This is a genomic window from Blautia acetigignens, assembly GCF_025566865.1.
Classification (GTDB): Bacteria; Bacillota; Clostridia; order Lachnospirales; family Lachnospiraceae; genus Blautia_A; species Blautia_A acetigignens.
Genome location: NZ_JAOQJM010000003.1, coordinates 154,255 through 175,924, shown reverse-complemented (window position 1 = coordinate 175,924; position 21,670 = coordinate 154,255). Strand labels below are relative to the sequence as shown.

Annotated in this window: 22 protein-coding genes and 1 riboswitch; of the genes, 3 read left to right on the top strand and 19 right to left on the bottom strand. The window is 48.4% G+C overall.

Features of this window, described 5'->3' with window-relative positions; genetic code table 11:
- Position 1 precedes the first annotated feature (1 nt).
- The 10 genes from OCV70_RS06005 to OCV70_RS05960 all read right to left on the bottom strand — a co-directional run bounded on the left by OCV70_RS06005 (position 2) and on the right by OCV70_RS05960 (position 9,918).
- On the bottom strand, positions 2 to 868 hold the full coding sequence (locus OCV70_RS06005; protein ID WP_262579388.1) for a VirB6/TrbL-like conjugal transfer protein, CD1112 family: 867 nt from the start codon (positions 866 to 868) through the stop codon (positions 2 to 4).
- An 11-nt stretch (positions 869 to 879) separates the two neighbouring features.
- Complete coding sequence (locus tag OCV70_RS06000) at positions 880 to 1,092, bottom strand: Maff2 family protein (protein ID WP_117471222.1); 213 nt, start codon at positions 1,090 to 1,092, stop codon at positions 880 to 882.
- Between the two features lie 95 nt (positions 1,093 to 1,187).
- Positions 1,188 to 3,023, bottom strand: coding sequence for a VirD4-like conjugal transfer protein, CD1115 family (locus tag OCV70_RS05995; protein ID WP_262579387.1), 1,836 nt, complete (start codon positions 3,021 to 3,023; stop codon positions 1,188 to 1,190).
- Entirely contained in the window at positions 3,010 to 3,399 is a 390-nt protein-coding gene (locus OCV70_RS05990) for a PcfB family protein (RefSeq protein ID WP_470255697.1), read from the bottom strand. Before OCV70_RS05990 ends, OCV70_RS05995 begins: the two co-directional genes overlap by 14 nt.
- Positions 3,400 to 3,532: 133 nt before the next feature.
- Entirely contained in the window at positions 3,533 to 4,246 is a 714-nt protein-coding gene (locus OCV70_RS05985; protein WP_262579383.1) for an antirestriction protein ArdA, read from the bottom strand.
- Positions 4,246 to 4,587, bottom strand: coding sequence for a DUF7768 domain-containing protein (locus OCV70_RS05980; protein ID WP_262579381.1), 342 nt, complete (start codon positions 4,585 to 4,587; stop codon positions 4,246 to 4,248). The genes OCV70_RS05985 and OCV70_RS05980 overlap by 1 nt, the downstream gene beginning before the upstream one ends.
- A 283-nt stretch (positions 4,588 to 4,870) precedes the next feature.
- Positions 4,871 to 6,319, bottom strand: coding sequence for a ParB/RepB/Spo0J family partition protein (locus tag OCV70_RS05975; protein ID WP_262579380.1), 1,449 nt, complete (start codon positions 6,317 to 6,319; stop codon positions 4,871 to 4,873).
- A gap of 446 nt (positions 6,320 to 6,765) precedes the next feature.
- A complete protein-coding gene (locus tag OCV70_RS05970) occupies positions 6,766 to 7,269 on the bottom strand; it encodes a gamma carbonic anhydrase family protein (protein ID WP_262579378.1) in 504 nt (167 codons plus the stop codon).
- 250 nt (positions 7,270 to 7,519) lie between these two features.
- On the bottom strand, positions 7,520 to 8,536 hold the full coding sequence (locus OCV70_RS05965) for an alpha/beta fold hydrolase (protein ID WP_262579376.1): 1,017 nt from the start codon (positions 8,534 to 8,536) through the stop codon (positions 7,520 to 7,522).
- A gap of 17 nt (positions 8,537 to 8,553) precedes the next feature.
- Complete coding sequence (locus OCV70_RS05960) at positions 8,554 to 9,918, bottom strand: MFS transporter (protein ID WP_262579374.1); 1,365 nt, start codon at positions 9,916 to 9,918, stop codon at positions 8,554 to 8,556.
- 380 nt (positions 9,919 to 10,298) lie between these two features.
- Between OCV70_RS05960 and OCV70_RS05955 the strand changes: the two genes are divergently transcribed.
- Positions 10,299 to 10,760: a TspO/MBR family protein gene (locus OCV70_RS05955; RefSeq protein WP_262579372.1), complete on the top strand. Its 462-nt coding sequence runs from the start codon at positions 10,299 to 10,301 to the stop codon at positions 10,758 to 10,760.
- 10 nt (positions 10,761 to 10,770) lie between these two features.
- Here the strand turns inward: OCV70_RS05955 and OCV70_RS20120 are convergent, their stop codons facing one another.
- The 9 genes from OCV70_RS20120 to OCV70_RS05915 all read right to left on the bottom strand — a co-directional run bounded on the left by OCV70_RS20120 (position 10,771) and on the right by OCV70_RS05915 (position 19,821).
- On the bottom strand, positions 10,771 to 10,902 hold the full coding sequence (locus OCV70_RS20120; RefSeq protein WP_416795305.1) for a DUF6783 domain-containing protein: 132 nt from the start codon (positions 10,900 to 10,902) through the stop codon (positions 10,771 to 10,773).
- 73 nt (positions 10,903 to 10,975) lie between these two features.
- Complete coding sequence (locus tag OCV70_RS05950; RefSeq protein WP_262579370.1) at positions 10,976 to 11,728, bottom strand: ABC transporter ATP-binding protein; 753 nt, start codon at positions 11,726 to 11,728, stop codon at positions 10,976 to 10,978.
- An 84-nt stretch (positions 11,729 to 11,812) separates the two neighbouring features.
- Positions 11,813 to 12,820 carry an ABC transporter substrate-binding protein gene (locus OCV70_RS05945; RefSeq protein ID WP_262579368.1) on the bottom strand — a complete coding sequence of 336 codons (1,008 nt, stop codon included), beginning with the start codon at positions 12,818 to 12,820 and terminating at the stop codon, positions 11,813 to 11,815.
- The gene (locus OCV70_RS05940; protein WP_021926863.1) at positions 12,813 to 13,595 is read right to left on the bottom strand and encodes an ABC transporter permease; all 783 of its coding nucleotides are present in this window, start codon (positions 13,593 to 13,595) and stop codon (positions 12,813 to 12,815) included. Before OCV70_RS05940 ends, OCV70_RS05945 begins: the two co-directional genes overlap by 8 nt.
- A complete protein-coding gene (locus OCV70_RS05935; protein ID WP_021926864.1) occupies positions 13,564 to 13,860 on the bottom strand; it encodes a thiamine-binding protein in 297 nt (98 codons plus the stop codon). Before OCV70_RS05935 ends, OCV70_RS05940 begins: the two co-directional genes overlap by 32 nt.
- A gap of 146 nt (positions 13,861 to 14,006) precedes the next feature.
- A riboswitch (TPP riboswitch) is annotated at positions 14,007 to 14,113 on the bottom strand.
- Positions 14,114 to 14,245: 132 nt separating this feature from the next.
- Entirely contained in the window at positions 14,246 to 14,752 is a 507-nt protein-coding gene (locus tag OCV70_RS05930; RefSeq protein WP_021926865.1) for an NUDIX hydrolase, read from the bottom strand.
- 23 nt (positions 14,753 to 14,775) lie between these two features.
- Positions 14,776 to 16,260, bottom strand: a complete 1,485-nt coding sequence (locus OCV70_RS05925; protein ID WP_173766853.1) for an AAA family ATPase — start codon at positions 16,258 to 16,260, stop codon at positions 14,776 to 14,778.
- A 454-nt stretch (positions 16,261 to 16,714) separates the two neighbouring features.
- The gene (locus OCV70_RS05920) at positions 16,715 to 17,386 is read right to left on the bottom strand and encodes a YkgJ family cysteine cluster protein (protein ID WP_173766851.1); all 672 of its coding nucleotides are present in this window, start codon (positions 17,384 to 17,386) and stop codon (positions 16,715 to 16,717) included.
- A 245-nt stretch (positions 17,387 to 17,631) separates the two neighbouring features.
- Positions 17,632 to 19,821, bottom strand: coding sequence for a DNA topoisomerase III (locus OCV70_RS05915; RefSeq protein WP_173766849.1), 2,190 nt, complete (start codon positions 19,819 to 19,821; stop codon positions 17,632 to 17,634).
- 175 nt (positions 19,822 to 19,996) lie between these two features.
- Here OCV70_RS05915 and OCV70_RS05910 point away from each other — a divergent pair, with 175 nt between their 5' ends.
- Both OCV70_RS05910 and OCV70_RS05905 read left to right on the top strand, forming a co-directional pair.
- Entirely contained in the window at positions 19,997 to 20,929 is a 933-nt protein-coding gene (locus OCV70_RS05910) for a diacylglycerol/lipid kinase family protein (RefSeq protein ID WP_173766847.1), read from the top strand.
- A gap of 30 nt (positions 20,930 to 20,959) precedes the next feature.
- Positions 20,960 to 21,649 carry a phosphatase PAP2 family protein gene (locus OCV70_RS05905; RefSeq protein WP_021926870.1) on the top strand — a complete coding sequence of 230 codons (690 nt, stop codon included), beginning with the start codon at positions 20,960 to 20,962 and terminating at the stop codon, positions 21,647 to 21,649.
- Positions 21,650 to 21,670 lie beyond the last annotated feature (21 nt).

Genomic DNA, 21,670 nt, shown 5'->3' with positions numbered 1-21,670 from the left:
GTTAATGAGCGCCAAAGATACGCTGGGCAATGCTCCCGGTCTTAAAGAGCATGAAGCAAAGCAAAACCGTGTAGCCCACAGTTCCCCAAATCGCCCCGATGGGATCGCCGCTTGTTGCGATGCCTTGAATGAGCACCGCGTAAATTGCAACACATACAAGGATCAGCAGCCCTTGAAAGCCCACGGCAAACAGAGACTTGATGTAGTTTTGCCCGGTGCTGCCAAGCTCCCGGTTGGAAAGCGTAGCAACGGGGATGGGGGCCAGACTGGTCAGCAGATAGATTTCCAGCATCCTGCCATACACCAAAACGAAAATGATAATCCCCATCGCCTTCATCGTAAATCCAATGAGCGCAGACTGTAGCCACAGCCCCAAAAGCGGCCCCAAGTCCATCGCCTCCAGCGAGGTCTCAAGTTCGGCAAGCATATCCGCCGAAACATCGGTAGAGCCTTGAATGAGCCCGCCTGCCTGCGCGATAACGCTCTGCGACACATCGAACACAGCCATGACGATATTGAATGTATTTGACAGGATTAAGATTGCACAGGCTGTTTTGAACATCCATTTATAGAGGTTCGCAACGTCAACCTCGTGCATATTGTTCTTTTCCAAAAGCATCTGTATGAGCTCATAAGTGGCAACAAAGGTCAGCACCATTCCGGCAATCGGCAGGATCACCGTTTCGGAAAGCTGTCGGATCAGGGAGAAAACCCCGGCGTGCCACGCCGCCGGGGTAGTCCCTACCTGTGCCGCAATCTCTCCGACTTGGGTATTGATAGTATCAAAAAGACCTTCGAGGTTCCCCATGATCCCGCCAATCAGAAGCTCTTTGAGCCAGTTTGTGAGCCAGTCGGTGAGAAAATCCATAAGCGCCTACCTTAAAACAGGCCGGACAGCAGAGGGATCAGCGTGGTGCCAATGAGGATGATGCCGCCGCCCGCCATGAGCTGCTTCATGCCCTGGGACTTGGAGCCCGGGTTATCCGAGCCGTAGCCCTCCAGCAGATTAACCACGCCCCACACGCCAAGGCCAGCACCGAGAGCAATAACGAGGGTCTGTAAAGTGTCGATTGCAGATGAGAAAAATGCCATATAAGCCTCCATTTCTCCGGGATTTTTCCGGTAACAAAAAAGCCGCCCATACAGGCGGCAGGTTACAAACTTCGGGACACTTTGTCTCGAAGCGTTTATGCAAAGGCGTCTGGATCGTCGATGTCATCATAGTTGAGGATGTCCTCGTCCTCTTCCGTGAGTGCATCGTCCGGCACAGCCACCTCATACATCGTACACACCTCGTTCAGCCCGGGCCGCCTGCGGCGGTTAATGAGCCTGTCGAGATCAAAAGCGTTTTTCTGTTTATCGGCCTCCGCTGTATAACGGTAGTTCGGATGCCGTTTCAGATCGTACTTGGGAGAGAAGAACGGGGGCAGGCCCCGAAGCTGTAAAATACATTTGTCTCCCGGCATGGTTGCAAGTTCGGCTGGGGTCATCAGTTCCCGGCCCAGCCGCTGGGTATTTTGACTGTAGCTTTCCGACTGGCCACGGGAACGGCTGTCGGTCTGCATACTGATTGTGGCCTTTCCCAGCCAGTTTTCGGATATTTCCTTGATGGTGCTGGCTTCGCGGCCACCGAGGAACACCACGCTGTCCATGTTGCCGAGGATTGTCTCGGCGTGTTTATCGTAAATAGCCTTGCACTGTGCCAACTGCTGATACAGCAGGCAAAGACTCACCTCGCGGGAGCGGATAACCGCGACCAGCTTTTCGAGCTGGGGCACCTGTCCCGTGTTGGCTGCCTCATCCCACAACACCCGTACATGGTGCGGCAGGCGGCCACCGTGAACATTGTCCGCCCGTTCACACAGGAGGTTGAACATCTGCGAAAAAGCAAGCGCCACTAAAAAGTTGTAGGTCTGCGTGGTATCGGAAATAATGAAGAATACCGCCGTTTTCCGATCTCCGATACGGTCAAGCTCCAATTCGTCATAGGCCATGACCTCACGAAGCTGCGGGATGTCAAAGGGAGCCAGTCGCGCACCGCAGGAAATCAAAATGCTTTTTGCCGTCTTGCCGCTGGCCAATTTGTACTTTTTATACTGTTTGACCGCGAAGCAATCCGGCTTACGCTTTTCGAGCCCGGCAAACATATAGTCCACCGCGTTCATAAAATCCTCGTCATCCTCCTTGACCTCCATGCCGGAAATCATATCCACAAGGGTATTCATGTTCCGATCCTCGGCAGGCCCCTCGAAAATGATGTAGGCGATCAGAGCACAGTACAAAAGCGTTTCCGATTTCGTCCAGAATGGATCGCCTTCCTTGCCTTCGCCCTTGGTGTTGGAAATCAGGGCATCCACGAATTTCAGAATATCGGCCTCGTTGCGGATATACGCCAGCGGGTTATAGTGCATGGATTTTGAAAAATCTATGCTGTTGAATACCTTGATTTTGTACCCGCGTTTTTGCAGGAAACCCCCGACCTGTCCCAGCACACCGCCTTTCGGATCGACCACCACATAAGAGGAATGAGCCTGTAAAAGCTGGGGCGTGAGCCAGAAGCGGGTTTTGCCGGAGCCGGACGAGCCGATAATGCAGCAATTCAAGTTTCTGGCATTTGCGGGGATTTTCGGGCGGGTGTTCATCGTGAGGAACTCCGTCCCGGTCAAAATCACGTTGTTTTCAAACTTCGGATCGACAAACGGTTTGATGTCTTTTTCCGTTCCCCACCGGGCGCTGCCGTATTCTGCATCCCGCCGGAACTTCTTAGCGTTCTTGCTTTTGAAATAGATCAGCAGCCGGAAACCAACTGCACCTACAATACCGACAAGCCAATCCAGCGGAGCAAGACCGGGTGCAAAGTCAGCAAAGGCCGGGCCAATCGTCTGGCCCAGCCCGATGAGCTTATGTGCAAAATCGTTACCCTCCGCCAGCCGGTAGGCCGTTCCCAGCTTGATGAACGCCCACAGGATGAACAGATAGGGAATGTTTGGAATGAGATATTTTCTGATCTTATCTGTCCTCATGGGCCACCTCCTTTGCACGTTCTTTTTGTTTCGGCTTTTCTTTGGGAAGCTGATCTGCCGCCTGTTTCAGTTGTTCCCGGATGGGAACACGGTTCGATTTTGCTTTGCTTAACACCTTCCGGGAGTACTCGGAAAAGCAGGCGGTCATTGCGTCTGCCTGTCCAGCCTTGAAAAACAACAGGTATTTGTCCGGCCCGGTTTTATAGAACGCATAGTCCACATTCCATTTCCGGGCCACGCGGTCAAAGGACTTGGCATCCCCGGATAGCTCAATGCTGTTTGTGGCTGTGCCGTGGGCCATGAGCTTTCGCACACTTTGTTTGCCATGAGGTACTTGCCGCCCACGGTATGCCTTGCGGATCTTCCGACCCACCATGCCCAGCACATACGCCAGTCCCCGCGCCGTCAGCTTGGTTGTTTTTACAGATATGGCTATCGTGCGCCGGGAAATATCTTCATCAATCAGTTACACCGCCTCCTTCCTTGGGACAATTTGTCTCGAAGTGCCATCACCGATCCCCACGGTCTTTTTTCTGCATTTGACGGTAGCCCTCCAAAGAAGAACCGTCTATGATTTCCTGATAAGCGGCCATTTGCTCCCAGATAGAGAGCTTCGGGAAAGAGAACACCTTATGCTCCTTGGGAATATCCTGCAAGCCATGATACACTTCCACGAAATGATCGCTTTCTTTGACAACATAGCCGCCCGGGGCAAAATGGCCGTTTTCGTGGATGCAGGCATCCCGGCCATACGCCTCATAATCGAAATACGGTTTTACCTGATCCGGCACATCCAACATTTCCAGATCGTCCACATAAATACGTCCCAGCGTTTCCTCATCGGATACGCCGGGGTAAAAGCCGTAACAGTCCAGATTTTGTGTCAGATTGATGATGTCCCGCACCGAAGAACAGTGATCGCCACTGTCGAGGACGGCCTCCAGTGTTTCCAGCTCCGATGAGGTAAGCTCGGAAAGCAGGCAGGCCAGATGATTAAGCTCGTCCAGATTTTCATACTCGCTCAAATGGTCATAGAGCCCCAGCACATCCCCATCGAAAGAGGTAATAAAAATTTCCTGATAGCGGACGCCATCCACGCCGATCCGTTTCAAGAGAGCCTCCACCTCCTGGGCGGTTGTGGGAAATTTCAGTGTTTCACCCACAAGCTGGCCCTCGCTGTACTTTCCGGCGTTGGTAACGTAGGCTTCAAACAGGGTTGCCATTAGCGGCGGCCCTGTCCCTTGACGGTCAGGATGCCCTCAAGGGTTGTTGCCGTAATTCCCAGCCGCTGGGCCACGGCAATATCATTTTTCATGGCTTCGGTCATACTGTGCCCGCAGACAACCAGCACATGAGAACGGCGGAGCAGGTCACGGCTCATGTCGATGCCGCTTTTATGCTCCTCGGGAACGGCATCGTTAAGAAACAGGGGCAAGTACAAAGGCGGGCAAATAGGAGAAAAGCCTGCCTCATACACGGTGCGGCAATACTGCGCCGTCAGTTCTGCGTTTTCGCTATCGCCGCCGAGCCATGCAGCGGTAATATAAGCAAGGGGTCGTTTCATCGTTCATACCTCCGATATTTTAATAAGAAGGTTCAACCCAAACCCCACGCCCTTTCCCAGTCTTGGGAAAGGGGACGGCTCTGGAGGATATACCCCCGCCGCTTGCCGGGGAAATAGCACAGCCGGGGCAGACCGTCAAGGGCGAGCCGCCGAAAACGGCGGTGCGCTGCACCCTTGACGGCCCACTCCCGGCTGTACTAAAAAACAGGCGGCGACGGGGGATATATACCACCAGAGCCTCTGCGCGAGGGCGGAACCCTCGGGACAAAGTGTCTCGAAGTTGTTACTTGTCAAGTTCCTGCTTTTTTGGGGCTTTTGCCAGCTCCGGCGGCTGCTTTTCTTTCCAGTCATCCAGCAGGGACATAATCTGTTCTTTCATTTTGGCGGGAGTGACCTCCTTGCCAAAATACTTTTCCAGTTCCGCAGTAGAAATAATCACGCCTCGATCCTCCTTTTTCTGTTCTGATAAGATACCGTCAATGACATCGCCGTTGAGCTTGCCTTCTTTATCCAGCTCCCGGAGCCGTTTGGCCTGGGCCAGCGAGGGCGAAGCCTGCTCCCCGTCAATGGAAACAGCAATAAGCCTCTGATTTTTCGGTTTGATGTAGGAAAGCTCCACGGCAGGCATGAAGCCCATCTTTTTATCGTCTACCTTATCCAGAAGCTCCGGCACAAGGGAGTTGAGCCGCAAGTAGCGCATGACCTTTTTATAGTTCATTTCATGCGCCTCGCCTACAATCTCAACCGAGCGTTTCCCGACATCGCCTTCCGCAACACCTTTCAGCCACCCGCCCTGATGCTTGATGTCCTCAACCTCGAGTTCCAGCAGCGCGGCCAATTCGCTGGGGAGCATCCCGTCACGCTGCTTGTTGCTGTCCTTCATGGCCTGTACCGCTTCGTGGTCGGTCATTTCACGGACGATAAAGGGCATTTCCTCCAGTCCAGCCAGCTCACTGCCGTGGGTACGGCGATGGCCCGCTACAATTTCATAGCCGTTTCCATCTTTCTCCGGACGGGCAAGACCGGGAACCATTACACCGTTTACGCGGATAGAAGCAACGATTTCCTGCATCTTCGCATCGTCCCGTACCTTAAAGGGGTGCGGACGGAATGTGTGAAACGGATGAACCTCGGAAAGTTTCAGATAAACCAGCTTGCCTTCCTCAACCGGGCGGGGCGGTGTGGTCGGCTCGGGAGCCGTCTGTTCCGCAGTAGCAGTTTCCTTCGGTGCCGTATCCTGTGCGGGCTTAATGGGCTCCTTGGCATCCGGAGCCTTTCCGTCACTTCGGGACACTTTGTCTCGTTTGGACGGCTTGGGCTTGTCAGGGGCCGTCTTATCCGCCTTGGGTGGGCGGCCCTTGCGGGTCCCAGCCGATTTCTCCGATTTTTGATTTTCAGTCGCGGCCTTTTCTGCTTTCGGCGGACGGCCACGGCGCGGCTTTTTCGGTTCCTCCGTGTTGGCGGGCTGCGGTGTTTCTCCGGGGGCTGCCGCCTCCTGCGCTTCGGGGGTTTCCGCCTTTTCGACTTCGGCGCGGGCGTTCTGTCTCTTTTCTGCCATAAGCTCATTGATTTTGTCAAAGGACACAACCACATCGCCGGGCTCAGGTATGGCAGGCCCGGTCTGTTCCTGCTGGGGCTCAGACGCTGCGGCCTGTTCGGGTGTGGTGATAGGCTCGGCAGCCTCCGGGAAAGTATTCTCCGCAGGGCCCGTATTCAATTTTTCATCGGCCATTTACGATCCTCCTTTTCGTTAAAGTTGCACAAATTTGAACGCTAAAATTTTGTAGTTATTTTTGTGCCTCCTTTCCGTCTATCCACGCAAAAAAGCCGCCCGTTTTTCATGCCGGACGGCTTTTTGCGTAATGTGATAGATCAAATATTATTTTTTCTGGTTTGTAGGCTCCGAAAAGCCTTGTATTTACAGTGTTCCTAATAGGAAGTAATCATATCTAATAACGCCATCATAACAAGCAATTTTTTCTTCCGTTGAAAAATTCATCGGAACTACTGTATTTTCAATAATTTTCCTAAAATCCATACGCTCCTCCACAAAACTTCAACCATTTCTAATATTATGAATATGACAGAAAAAGGCTGTTTTCACAATCAACTGCACAAAAATTCTCCCCCATTTGTTTCTACTCCATAAGTTTTATCTATTTGTGCCGCGCATCAGTTTTACAGCACTCCCTGCTCCCACATTTCCTCACTCACTGTCACATACTCCTTACTATTCTCCACAATCCCCAGTTTCTCCTCCCACGTAAGATTCCGCTTAATCTTCGCGGGGCTTCCCATTACCAGGGAACCGTCTGGAATTACAGTATTCTTGGTGACGAGGCTGCCGGCGCCGATGATGCAGTCGGTGCCGATTTTGGCGCCGTCTAGGATGATGGTGCCCATTCCGATTAGGGTGCGGTCGCCGATGGTGCAGCCGTGGATGACGGCGTTGTGGCCGATGGTGACGTTGTTTCCGATGTGGACGGGCATGTTGTGGCTTACGTGGATGGTGCAGTTTTCCTGGATGTTGGTTTCTGCGCCGATGGTGACGGGGGCGTCGTCGCCGCGTATGACGGCGTAATACAGGACGCAGCTGTCGCGGCCGATGGTTACGTCTCCAAGGATGATGGACTGCTTGGCGATTCTCGCGCTTTTCTCTATTTTCACATTTCTATAGCTCATTTTTTACCTCATTCTGCTCGTATCTCGGTTCTTTCTTAACATTGGGAGAATTCCATTCTTCTCAATTTTTCATTACTAAGCGAAACTAATAGCTCGTAGTAAACATTGAGATTATACCAATACCAAAAGTACCAAAAAGCCCCTTATATTGACAACAATACTTCTACATTTTCTCTAATCTTAGCATACTGAAAAGAGATTGTATATTTCTTTATGCTCTCAGTATTGTCTTCCCGTTTAAAAAGGCCTGTCAATAAATTTCCTGTGCATCTATTTCTAAAAAGCGGAAGATCTGTTTCAGATATTTCTCCATAGAGGAGTCATCGCTGCAGTAGATTTCATGTTTTGTTCCAGGCATATAAATATATTTACAGGAGCTGCTGCCTTGCTGCTTCACTTTTCCTGCAAATCTTTTCAGTGCGCGCACAGATACAAAATCGTCATTTTCTGCCTGAAAGAAAAGTACAGGTACCTTTATTTTTTTCCACCCCCAAATCTGCAGATACCAACTCATTTTTATAGCCGCCAAAAGCCAGCCATAGGATGCCGCACAGGTCTGCAGTTCCTTGTGCGCCCTGCGAATTTTATCATATCTTTCAAATCTTGATTCCGAGGTTCCGGCACAGGTTTCAAAGCTTTCCCCTCCATCATAGATTTTTTGCCCTGCCACATACTTTTGAGCCTTTCCGAAAAAGCATTCAAAATGTGCAATCAAAACTACAAGCGGCCAGGGCACCTTTCCTGTAAGAGGACGGATCATAGGCGAACTTAATATGATTTTCTGAAACAGTCCAGGCTCCCAGGATGCCGAAATCCCACCAATTGCCCCTCCCATAGAATGGGCAAAAAGAATCAGGGGTAAATCCGGATGTGTTCCTTTTATTTCACGGCATACTTTCAAAAAATCCCGCACATACCTTTTCCAGATATCCACATGCACAAGAGACGGATCTGCCGTCAGCCGATAGCTCAACCCATGCCCCATATGTTCTGGCATATACACATGATACCCAGCCTTCAGAAAGTAATAAATCATCTCATCATATTTCGGCGAACCTTCTGTAAAACCGTGACTGATCACAATGACACCCCTGGGATTTTTTGCCAGATAATACTGTATGTGTATTTTTCCTGAAAAATCCTTATTTTTGCCTCGAATGAAATTTTCGGCATTTGAGACATATTTTTCCTGACGGTGCAGTTCAAGATACGGCTCTGCCTCTTTGTTCATCCTGTATAAATATTCATTTTCATGTATTATTTCCATATTGGCTGCTCCTGCTGTTATTTTTGGTTTTGGATTCTTATAATTTTGTTAATCTTCTTTTCGTTGTAGAACACCAGTATAATTCCTCCTGCACAGCAAAAAGCTGCAGCACCAAAGGCAGCAATCCGATAACCGGTTCCGTTTCCTGTTCCAATTGTGGAAACTGCCGTAAAAATCAACATGGAAATGCTTTGTCCAAGCTTAAACGCAAATGTTCTTGCTGCATAAAACATTCCTTCGCGATTGCTTCCCGTTGTAATAGAATCACTTTGAGCAATGTCTGCTACAACAGCCTGTGGAAGAATTCCAAAAATTGCCATAGGAAGTGCCGCACAAACAGTCAGGATCAGTCCCTGCACGGAAGCTGGAATAAAAGGCATTTTTCCCATAAATCCAGTATAGAAATAAGCAGCGGAAAATACCGCAAATGCAAACAAAATCATCTTTTTCTTTCCAAGCTTTGGTGTCAATTTATTTACCGGAATGTAAAAGACCAGAGACAAAGCTGTCATTCCAACAAAGTACAGGGTTGTCATAGTCTCCGGAAGCTTCAGAAGGCTGGTAACAAAAAAGGGAAGTCCTGTCTGAAACATGGTAAGCGCGATCCAATAAAAAATATCAGATGCTACAAATTTTCTAAATTCTCCATTTTTGAAGGTAGCAGTAAGTGAGCCAAAAGCAGATTCCTTAGATGGAACTGTATCCACATAGTCTTTTTCCCGGATGGTGAACACCGGTACCAGCATGCATATAAATGCCACAGCTGCCATTATTGTAAATGTCACCTGAATTGCGCCTACTCTTCCAAAAACCGGGATAAATACACCCCAGATGGTGGGCGCCAGATATGCTACTGCTGTTCCTGCAATGAAAGTAAAAGAAATAACGGTAGAAATATTAAGTCGTTCCTGCTGAGTATGTCCCAGTTCCGGAATCAGCGCATTATATGGCGTACAATATGCAGTAATGGAAAGATAATATGCCAGGATCATTGCCAGCAAAAAGGCAGCATTGATCCAGCTGTTCTGATTTAGCGGAGACCAGAATACCAATACGGTGGAAAGTGCCAGCGGAAGAGATGCCCATTTCAGGAATGGGATTCTTCGCCCATTTTTTGATGTACACCGGTCTGATAAAGACGCGATCATAGGGTCTGTAAATGCGTCAAAAATCCTTCCGAAAGCTGTGATTCCTCCAATTATGGTAAAAATGCCAAGTACCACCAGCCCCTGAGGAATAAATACAGTTTGTCCCTGACTGATGGCAGTCTCATCTGGCTGATAAAAATACACCAGCCAGTTGGAAATGATTCCCGACAGCATTGCCCAGCCAAATTGTCCAGCTGCAAACTGCCAGATTTTTCCTGTTGTTAATTTCTTCATTTTGTTCCTCCTTGCGCTCATTTTTATAATTATTGCACAATATATTCCGCTATGCAATTACATTTTCGTACTTATTGTATATTTTGATATCAGGGTCAAAAGGTCAAAAAGCCGTTCATGCCTGCATGATAAGGCTTTTGAACTTGGGACCCGCCGAACATGAGGAAGTAGCGATTTACATAGTAAATCAGCGGATTCCGAATATTCGAGAATTGCGGGAGCTGCTTTGCAGCGGAGCAATTCGTGGATATCAAGTTAGGGGCAAAAGACCTTTTGACCCTAACATCATCATATTTTGATATCCAATAAAAGCAATCGGTATTTCGTCCATGGCCAGAAGCATATAATGAATTAATTTTACCGGTAAACGGAGTTTTTCAATGAATACCCAGATAAAAAATATTCTTCCTTTTCTTTTATTTCCACTGGCAGTGGGAGCATTTGCAGCGCTTCTGACTACCGGGTCTATGGAGGCCTACGCGGACCTTTGCCAGCCGCCCCTTTCCCCGCCGGGATGGGTGTTTCCGGTGGTGTGGACCATTCTTTATCTGCTGATGGGATTCGCCGCTTACCTGGTGGCAAATTCTGGGAAATGCACCAACAATGATTTGTTTTTTTACATTTTGCAGCTGTTTTTTAACTTTCTGTGGTCGATCTGGTTCTTTAACTGCGGCTGGTATCTGTTTTCCTTTTTCTGGCTGGCGGCGTTGTGGCTGCTGATTTTCGCCACTATAAAATCTTTCGGTGCGGTGTCCCCTGAGGCGGCAAATCTGATGCTGCCTTATCTGGCGTGGGTGACGTTTGCAGGGTACTTGAATCTGGGAGTGTATTTTCTAAACTGATGTACTATGATCATCCAGCAGATAATAAAATGCTCGGCATGTATCCGCCAGAGCTTGTTTGAAAAAGGCTTTCTACAAGATGCATATTACAATTTGTGGAAAATTTTTCCCAATCAGAAAAAGACCGCTGTGCATTTCGGATTATACTGAATATGCATAGCGGCCTTTTGAATTTTTTTCACAGATGCTGCAAAAACCTCTGCACACATCTTCTGTCAAAGCTTACTAATAATTTGTCTCTTATATTCCAAAAATTCTTCTGACAGCGAGAAGTCCTCTGCCCTTGGCTTTTTCTCCCGGATCATGATTTCTTCCTTGATGGTTCCGGGAGTCCCGTTCAGAATGTAGATTCTGTCGGACAGCAAAATAGCCTCGTCAATGTCATGGGTAATAAACAAGGTGGACAGATCAATGTGCTGCATAATATCCAGATACCATTTGTGCACGCTGGCCTTAGTCAGAGTGTCCAGTGCGCTGAATGGCTCGTCCAGAAGGGCAACACCGCTGGAGCTTAAATAGGTCCGAAGCAGGGCTGCACGCTGGCGCATTCCGCCAGAGAGCTGGCTTGGATACTGAAGCTGGGTGCCCTCAAGGCCAAATTCCGCAAATAAGGGATTGGCTTTCTCCCTGGCTTCCTGCTTCTTCATTCCCTTCAGAAGAAGGGGAAGTGCCACATTGTCAATTACCTTCTTGTGAGGAAGGAGGAGATCCTTCTGCAGCATGTAGCTGATGCTTCCGGGGGCGGAGGTTACATCCTGATCGCGGAGGTATACTTTTCCCGCATCTGGGTTTACAAGGCCGGAAAGAATGTGAAACAAAGTGGTCTTTCCGGAGCCGCTGACTCCCAGAAGGGATACCAGCTCGCCCTGTTCCAGATGAATGGAAATGTCCTTCAGGACCTGTTTTTCACCGTATGCTTTTGAAATATGTTCTGCTCTTAGTAATGATTTACTGTTTTCTGATGACATTCTATATTCCCTACTGTATAACTTTCTATTTCATCTGCACAGTCTCCACAGCTTTCGCATAAGCCATGGCACTGTTCTCCTCATTTACTGCGGCAGATAGTCGTTGGAAAATCCTACGTCTGTCAGGTCTTTTTCGCAAAGCTGATTCTCATACAGCCATTTGTAGAATGCGTTCCATCTCTCAGGATCGATCACGCCCCAGCTGTCTGCATCGTCAATGTATTTTGCGGAAAGGAATTCCTGGCTCTTCTTTACCAGCTCCTCTGCGTCTTTGAGGGAGCCTGTGTTGTCGCCGTCGATGAGGATCTGTGCTGCCTCGTCCGGATTTTCTGCTGCAAACTCATAGCCCTTTGCAGTTGCTTCCATAAATGCTTTCGCCTGATCCGGGTTCTCGCTGAGGAAATCGTTGTTAGCGATAATAACCGGTGTGTAGTAGTCAAATACAGGATTGATATCGGAGAATGCGAAGTAATCGCAGTCTACGCCTTCTACCTCTGCGTTCACGCCGCCCCAGCCTTGGAATACCCAGATGGCGTCTGTCTGATGGGCTGCAAGTGCTGCCGGCTCATCTGTGATGTCGTTGGGGATCAGGGTAACCTGGTCAAAATCCCCTCCGTCGCTGTTTACTACATTTTCCAGCATGGCAAGCTCGATTGGAGAGTCCCATGTGGAATAAGTTTTGCCAGTCAGTCCGGCTGGTGTGTCGATTCCGTCTCCTGCTCTTGAAAGGATTCCGGAGGTGTTGTGCTGGATCACAGCTGCCACTGCTGTAATTCCAAGAGGCTCATCAAGTGCCAGGGAAGCTGCCATAGTATCCTGTGCCTCGATTGCGAACTGGGCCTGTCCGGCTGCGCACATCAGTGCTGCACCGTTTTCCGGCGGCTGTACGATCTCTACGTCAAGTCCTGCGTCTTCATAATAGCCTTTTGCAAGTGCTACATAAAGTCCTGTGTGGTTGGTGTTCGGTGTCCAGTCCAGGCAGAATGTGATTTTCTCATTCTCGCCATCTGCTGCGTAAACACCTGTAGGAACTGCAAATACCATTGTCAGCGCTGCAGCGGATGCAACGGCTTTTTTCAGATTCTTATTCATGATTTTTCTCCTTTTCAACCTGCAGCCAGGGCATTGCGATGCGGCTTGCCACATTTACTATGAAAAGCAGCAGCAAACTGATGATCACAATGAAAATAATAACTGCAAACATTTTGTCAAACGCGTATGCCTTTTTTACCCTTGTCATGTAAACACCAAGACCGTTAAAGCCTCCCAGCCACTCAGATACTACGGCACCTACTACGGCGTAGGATGCGGAGATCTTCAGCCCGGAAAAGAACTGGGGCAGGGCAGAGGGGAATTTCACATGGCGGAAAATCTGCATTCTGCCGGCGCCCATTGCTTTCATCAGGCGGATGGCATCCGGGTCTACACTCTTGTAGCCGTCCAGAAGCCCGATGGTGATGGGGAAAAAGGTGGTGATCACGACTAAGGTGATCTTTGGTGCCATTCCAAAGCCCATCCACAACACCAGGATCGGCGCGATGGCGATGGTGGGAATGGTCTGGGTAATGATCATAATCGGATAAAAAGCCTGATCCATTACCCGGAAACGGTCCATCACAGTTGCGAAAATAAATGCCAGAGCGATTCCAATGAGAAGTCCGTAGAAGGATTCCAAAAGGGTAAATTTCGCATGGAATAAAATAGTGGGAAGGTCGCCGATCAGCGCCTTGCACACTGCAACCGGGGAGGGAAGCATGTAGGACGGAACTAATCCGGAGATGCTTACCAGCTCCCAGAGAAGCAGGATTGCCGCCATTGCAACGACAGGGGGAATCTTACTGGTGATGTTTGGTAACTTTCTTTTCAATGGTAAGCACATCCCCTTCTGGTTTGTAAGAGATCTTTACATAGACGTTCATAGCCTTGCAGCCTGCGCGCTCTGCTACGTGCTGGCACTCTTTTACAATGTCCATAAGCTGATCGTAGTCACCCTCGATGGTTGTCTCGAAAGGTCCTACATAACAGTTAAGTCCTGTGGATTTGATGTAGGCGATTACCTCGTCTACAATGCGGATTACTTCTTCGTCATCCTGTACATTTGGCAGTACCTGAATTGCTACACTTGCGTTCATTTTTGTTTCCTCCTTTAATATGTGCCAGATCTCCGAAGCTGATTTGAAAGGGTTCCGGGCCTGGGATTTTTTATCAATCGAATAAGAACCATCTTTTTATGAATCTGCAAAAGAAAAAAGAGCATCTGCAATCACGCAAATGCTCTAAAATACATCTTCAACACTTCCTACACTGGCATGATCCAACAGGTTAAAAGGGTCTAAGGGCTACCTTACTCTCAGCTTCTCAATCGAAACTCCCCTGGTTTTTATTCAGATTTCGGTGCTAATTATAATATATCTTTCTTGAAATTACAAGCGGCTATTTCATTTCCGGCTGTTTTCTTACATAATTTTAACATTATTTATTTCCAAAATTTGCAGCCGTAGGGCGCACGGCCATTGCTTATAACCCTTGAAAAGCGGCCTGGATGCTGTCGTAGTGAAGGAATTTTCCTTCTGCGGCAAAGGCTTTGATCTGCTCCAATGTGGCGAACATGTGGCCGTCTGTTTCCTCTTCCTGAAGGTGCAGGTCTTCTTCCTGTACGTCCATGACAAAGCGGTATACGTCTACAAAGTAATTGTCTCCCTCACCCGGGTTTTCTCTTTTGTATGTGAAAAGATAGCCGCCCTGTGCACTGCTTACGTCAAGGCCTGTCTCTTCTTTCACCTCGCGGAGAACTGCGTCATAGGAGGATTCTCCTGCCTGGGCTGCGCCGCCGGATACTTCCCACCAGCCTGGCGCCCATGCTTTGGTCATGACGCGCTTGGTGATCAGGAAGGTGCCGTCCGGTCTTGCAACTACTCCGAGGACGGTGAGATGGTACTCTCCGTCCTTTAAGCACCAGTCGTTGCGCTTCATGGTGCGGCCTGTAGGTCTTTTATTAATGTCATAAATATCCCAGAATTCCATTTTTGTTACTCCTGTTATGTTTTTTACTTCAGCAGTTCCTCAACCATCTCTCTTGTATATTCCACCTTATCCACATGGTTGACCTCGATCTGGTACAGGGCGTTGGCGGCAATGTGCTCGGCTGCCTGCTCCAGGTCACGGATACCGGTGGTATTGGAATAGCGGGCAACAATGGCATCCAGAGCGTCATCTGTGATAATGCACTCGCCCTCTTCCATATGCATTCTTTTCAGAACCTTGGGCAGGGAGAATCTGGAGAAGATTACTTTCTTCTCTTCTGCTGTGTAGTCCGGAATGTCGATCACGGCAAATCTGGACATCAGCGGCGCACTGATCTGGTCACGATCATTGGCTGTGGCAATAGGGTAAACACCGCCGGTTGGAATCATACATTCCATATAGTTGTCTGTAAATCCAAGGTTGTCCAGAAGGGTAAGAAGCACGTCTGCCGGGTTTCCGTTGCCATGTCCGGAGTTTGCCTTGTCAAGCTCGTTGATGATAAATACCAGGTTGGAGGCTCCTGCCATGGAAAATGCATCCATGATAATTCCAGGTTTAGCGTTTGCATAAATACGAGGGCTACCTGTCAGCTGCTTGGAATCGTTGATGGAGCTCATGTCCAGAGTCGTCCACGGAAGCTTCAGGATTCTTGCTACCGCATAGGCGATCTGGGATTTACCGGTACCTGCAGGTCCGATGAGAAGAAGTCCGTAAGCAGGCAGGGTATGGGTACGGTTGATCTGGATAATGGTCTCGATGATACGCTGTTTCACACGCTCCATTCCGTAAAGCTCTTCGTCCAGGATTCTTCTTGCTTCCACCGGGTCGATGGCTTCGAAGTAATTGTTTTTCCACTGGATGTTCAGCATAATGGAAAGAGCTCTCTGTGCGTGATGGCGCTCTTCCTGGGAAACCTCGCTGGATCTTGCCACTGCCAGGTTTCTTCTGGTCCACAGGCGGATGTTATCCGGCAGGGTTTTGCCTGCGCAGGTCATAAAATCGGTGATGCTCTGAAGGCTGGTAAGCTTCATCTCATCCCCTGTTTCCTCCTGATTCTCGTCCTCCTCTGCTTCTGCAGGTGCATTGCTCTCAAGGAGACGCTCGATCATAAACTGCAGAAAGCCGTCCTCTGCGGAAAGCTTGGTGCCGCCCCCAAAGGCAGTCTCTCTGATGCGGTACACAGCATAGCCGTCCTCTGTATTCGCTCCTGACAGGCGCACATTGATGCGGCTGTCTCCAAGCCATTTCAGAAGGCTGGTAAATCTGGAATCGATTTTCAGCACATCGGCTGTGAAGGTGCCGTCCTCTTCCTTAAATTCAAAGGCAGTGCGGTTCACCGGATTGGTGAAAACGCCGCAGGAATGATGCTTCCAGTGTCTTTCTTTATTATCAAGCACCATAATGGGCTGGTCTGCAGATGGTGTGGTATTATTGCTTTGAAAAGTGGTATAGGTGCATTTGGCCTCTGCTTTGCTTGCAGAAGCGCCGCTGAAATCAAATACTGGCATGGCTGTGTCCTCTTTCGTTTTTAAATAAGATCAGGTATAATAATGTTTTTCCCTGATTTCTCTCCTAACTATAGCAACATTTTCCTCCAATGTCCAGAACATGTTTGAAAAAGGATTTTTACAAAACGCCTTTTTGCTGTGTTATAATAGGCTGTGTAATTTTATTTGCAGATTCTGTAAAATTTACATAAAATTTTGTATCAAATTTTACAAAAAACACTTGCCAAAACGGAATTTTTCGTGTATTCTAGTATTTGGACAGCTTTCTATTATGTTGCTTATATCTTATAATTTGTTATAGATTGAATTTTTAGTGCGCAGATACCATAGTCCCTCCCAAAGCTTCTAATGGAATACTGCAAACTAAAAATAAAAGACCCCCGGTTCTCGTGAGAGTTCCGGGAGTTTTTCTATACTCTTTTCTTTTTCTGGTGTCAGGGGCAGTCCCCTGCCTTCAGGCAAGGCTTAGAAGCTGCCTGCCCTCTTTCAGCCGCTCTTCAAACTGCTCATAGAAATCCTGATTTTTTTCATAAGGCTTCAGGTAGAAACGGTTCACCACATAAAGGTTCAGATTCTTGATCAGCTGGGCATCTGCGGCACCGTAAAGCACCTCCTGCACATCAAGCAGGAAGTAATGCCAGTCTGCTACGAACTTCTCGTATTTGCGAAGCTCCGGGGTGTCGATCCATTTTTTTACCTTGATCTTGCTCCGGTTGGTCTTCTTGCATTCATGGATCTGCAGAAAATACTTGAAGCTTCCGTTTTCATAGTAGCGTCCCAACGGGAAAAGCCTGCAAAATCCAGGACGGACACTGTGAATCCGGCATCTTCCCTGGTCGTTTAGAAACACGCAGCTTTCGTTTTTCCCGGTCATGCAAAGGTGGGGAAGGATGTTTCCGTCCATGGCGTCAAACTGGATCCATCCGGCGCTTACCAGCTCTGTAGGGCTTTTTCCAAGGCCCTGGCTTAAACGGTACACATCCATAGGGTCTAACACTACGGAGTCTCCCATTCCCTCGCAGCAGTCGTGGCAGCCAGCGCAGTCCTGGCAGTCTGCCTTTACCATATCATTTAATTCATAAAGTCTTCCGTCGGAAATCTCCTCCAAAGATACTTCTCGGCGCATATGCAAATTCCTCTTTCTTTATATAATTCTAATGATACCAGTGTCAAAAGGTCAAAAAGCCGTTCGTGCTTGCACGATAAGGCTTTTGAACTTGGGACACGCCAAATATGAGAAAGCAGCGATTTACGCAGTAAATCAGCGGATTTCGAATATTTGGAGGATTGCGGGAGCAGCGTAGCTGGGCCGCAATCCGGGGTATCAAATGAGTGGCAAAAGACCTTTTGACACTCATATCCTTCTAAAGCTTACAGTTTAATCCCGGACAGGGCCTGGGCAAATGCGTTGTTTACAGGCTCATTGGCCTCTTTTTGCTGCCTGCGCAGATAGTTCTGCACATCCCGTTTGCCAACTCCTGCGCCCTCCTTCTTGCGTCTTGCCTGGAAGGCAGACAGTTTTTCCTTGTAGCCGCAGGCGCAGATGAAGGTCTCTTCCTTGCCTTTTACGTACATTTCCATGCGCTTGTGGCATTTGGGGCAGCGGGCATTGGTGGTACGGGAAATGGTCTCACGGTAGCCGCACTCACGATCCTGGCAGACCAGCATTTTGCTGTTTTTGCCGTTCACAGCCAGAAGCTTTTTGCCGCAGCGTGGGCAGACCTTGTTGGTGAGATTGTCGTGGCGGAAAGTGCCCTCTCCTGACTTGATCTCGTCCACGATTTCGCAGGTGTAGTCCCGGATTTCGTGCAGGAAATCGCCCTGGCGGATCTTGCCTTTTGCAATCTGGGACAGCTTCATTTCCCAGTCTGCAGTCAGTTCCGGCTTCTTCAGATCTTCGGGAACCAATTCCAGAAGCTGTTTGGCCTTTGATGTAATGTGGATCTCATTGCCTTTTTTCTCCATCATAAAGGAGTGGAAAAGCTTCTCTATAATATCCGCTCTTGTGGCAACCGTGCCAAGGCCGCCTGTCTCGCCGATGGTTTTCACCGCTTCTTTGTCACGGGTCTCCATAAATTTCACCGGATTTTCCATGGCTGCAAGAAGAGTTGCTTCTGTAAAGCGTGCAGGCGGCTTGGTTTTACCGGTGTTCAGCGCAGCACGCAGAACCTTCAGCTTCTGGCCTGTCTGCATTTTGGGAAGGCGCTGGTCCTTTAATTTCTCCTCGTCTTCCTCGCTTTCCTCCTGATCACCGCCCTCGTAAACCTCTTTCCAGCCCTGGCTTTTTACCACTTTGCCGCTGGCTGCAAAGGTTTCCCCGGCTGCTTTTGCTTCCATTGTTACCTGCTGGTACTCAAATGGCGGATACAAAACGGCAAGGAAGCGGCGCACAACCATGTCGTAAATCTTCCGTTCCTCGTTTGTCATGTGATCCAGCTGCACAAACTGCTCTGTTGGGATGATCGCATGATGGTCGCTGACCTTCTTGTCATCCACAAAGCTGGAATTCGCCTGTACGGGTTTGTTCATCAGCGCCCCTGCAAGCTTCCGGTAAGGACCGATTCCGCAGGCTTTCAGTCTTTCCCTGATGGTGGGGACAATGTCTTTTCCAATGTATCTGGAGTCGGTTCTCGGATAGGTGAGCACCTTGTGATTCTCGTAAAGACGCTGCATAATGTTCAATGTTTCTTTTGCGGAAAAACCATATTTCTGGTTGGCTTCTCTTTGAAGAGTGGTCAGGTCGTACAGACCGGGAGCCATGGACTTTTTGGTTTTTTCCTCGATTCTGGTCACTTCCAGACTGGCAGTCTCGGTTTTCCTGCGGATTTCTTCTGCCTTTTCCCTAGAAAAAGTGCGGAAGCTTTTTGTTTTTTCATCCCGCCAGGTCCATTTCACATCCTGGGTTTCCACGGAAACGCCGTAGTATTCCTTTGGGGTAAACTGGCGGATTTCCTCTTCTCTTCTGGCGATCATGGCAAGGGTGGGAGTCTGCACACGGCCGCAGGAAAGCTGGGCGTTGTATTTGCAGGTCAGCGCTCTTGTGCCGTTCATGCCCACCAGCCAGTCAGCCTCTGCTCTTGCAACAGCGGCGCGGTAAAGGTTGTCGTAGGCGTGTCCGTCCTTTAAATTGGCAAAGCCTTCCTTGATGGCCTTGTCTGTGACAGAAGAGATCCACAGTCTCTTAATAGGCTTGTGACAGCCAGCTTTTTCCAGGATCCAGCGGGCAACCAGCTCGCCCTCACGGCCGGCATCTGTGGCAATGATGATTTCTTCAATATCTTTTCGGAAAAGCTGGGTTTTCACCACGGAAAACTGCTTTCCGGTCTGGCGGATCACTACCAGCTTCATGTCTTTTGGCATCATGGGAAGGGTGGACATTTCCCATTTCTCGTATTTCTTATCGTATTCTTCCGGGTCCGCCAGGGTGATAAGATGGCCAAGTGCCCAGGTGACTACATATTTCTTTCCTTCCAGAACGCCGCCGTTTTTCTGATTTGCCCCAAGGACGCGGGCAATGTCTCTTGCAACAGACGGCTTCTCTGCGATTACCAGTGATTTCATATTCCTTACTCCTAAATCAAATTCTATCAGGGAAAATCTTAAGTCCTTCATAAGAAAGTCATAAGAAACAGTATAACATACTTTAGAAAATTTTAACGATATTTTTTCAAAATTAATTTGTAATACGGCCTGTCCAATGTTATTATGAAACCAGAAAGCGACACAGGGAGACATTATGTATTATTTTATCGTTAATCCAAATTCCCACTCCGGCAGGGGACGTATCATCTGGGACCAGCTCCACCAGCAGTTATTGCTTCGGGGAATTTCTTTCCAGTACTGCCTTACAAGATATTCCGGACATGCTACAAAGATTGCTTCTGAGGCATCTTTACTTGGGATCGATTCTGAGCCCGTCTATATGATCGCAATTGGAGGGGACGGCACCATTCAGGAGGTGCTTACCGGGATCACAGATTTTGACCGGGTGGTTTTCGGCTACATTCCCACAGGCTCGGGCAATGATTTTTGCAGAAGCATGGAACTGCCTTTTGATCCTATGGAATCTCTTGAGTATATTTTAAAGGCAGAGCGCATTGCTCCTATGGATGTTCCTTATCTGATCTGCGGGGAAAAGAAGTCCCATTTCGGCATCAGCACAGGAATCGGATATGACGCGGGAGTCTGCCAGGAAGTGCTTGCTACTCCCCTTAAGAAGGTGTTCAATCGTCTTGGACTGGGAAAGCTGATCTATCTTTTTATTGCCTTAAAGCAGCTGATTTTTATTTCTCCGGGGAAAATGACGGTTACATTGGATGGGGAGAATACTTTTTCCTATGATCACGTATATTTTACGGCAGTTATGAATCAGAGATATGAGGGCGGCGGGTTTAAGTTCTGCCCGGATGCACGGCCGGATGACGGACAGCTGGATATGATCCTGGTGGAGGGCGTTGGGAAGCTGAAGCTTCTGTTCTGCCTGCCTACTGCTTTTTTCGGAAAGCATACGGGAATTAAAGGGATACATATTATGACCTGCAGGGACATTCATATTCACAGCGAGAATGCTCTTCCCGTCCATATTGATGGGGAATCCGGCGGAATCCGCCAGGATTTAACAGTTTCTATTGAAAAAAAGCCTTTAAAAATCATTTTACCTGTGGTATAATCTCCACGATTTGAAAAAGGAGTGAAAGACTTGGCACAATTTATTAAGAAATATAAGCATGGTCTGATCATACTTGTATATGCAATTGTTTACCTGATGTTTTTCGGGTATCTGGAGCACAGACCGGTACGTGGATTCCATGCAATTGACACTGTTTTTGATGATTACATACCATTTTGCGAGTATTTTATTGTCCCTTATCTGTTATGGTTTCCATATCAGGTTGTCACAGTTTTATACTTCATCTTCAAGAACAAGAATAAGAAAGAATATTATCAGTTGGTTTTCAACATGATGATGGGTATGACCATTTTCCTGATCGTGTCTTATGTGTATCCCAATGTGCTGCATTTAAGACCGTTGGAGTTTCCTAGGGAGAATGTGTTTACGGACGCGGTTCGGTGGCTGTATCGCACGGATACGCCGACCAATGTGCTTCCTAGTATCCATGTGTTTAACTCTCTGGCGATTCATATGTCACTGACTAATTGTGAGGCGCTTCGGGATAAGAAGGTCATTCGGTATGGTTCTTTGGTTCTGACCTTGCTGATCATCATGTCTACTATGTTTTTGAAGCAGCATTCTGTGATTGATGTTTGCTGTGGGGCTACATTGGCGCTGTTTGGGTATTTGTTTTTTTATCCGCAGAAGGCGGGGGAAGAAGCACGGGATGTGGCTGTAGAGAGATTTGGACGGAATAAACGCGGGAAACGCTACTAAAGATGAGAAAGACGCGAACCT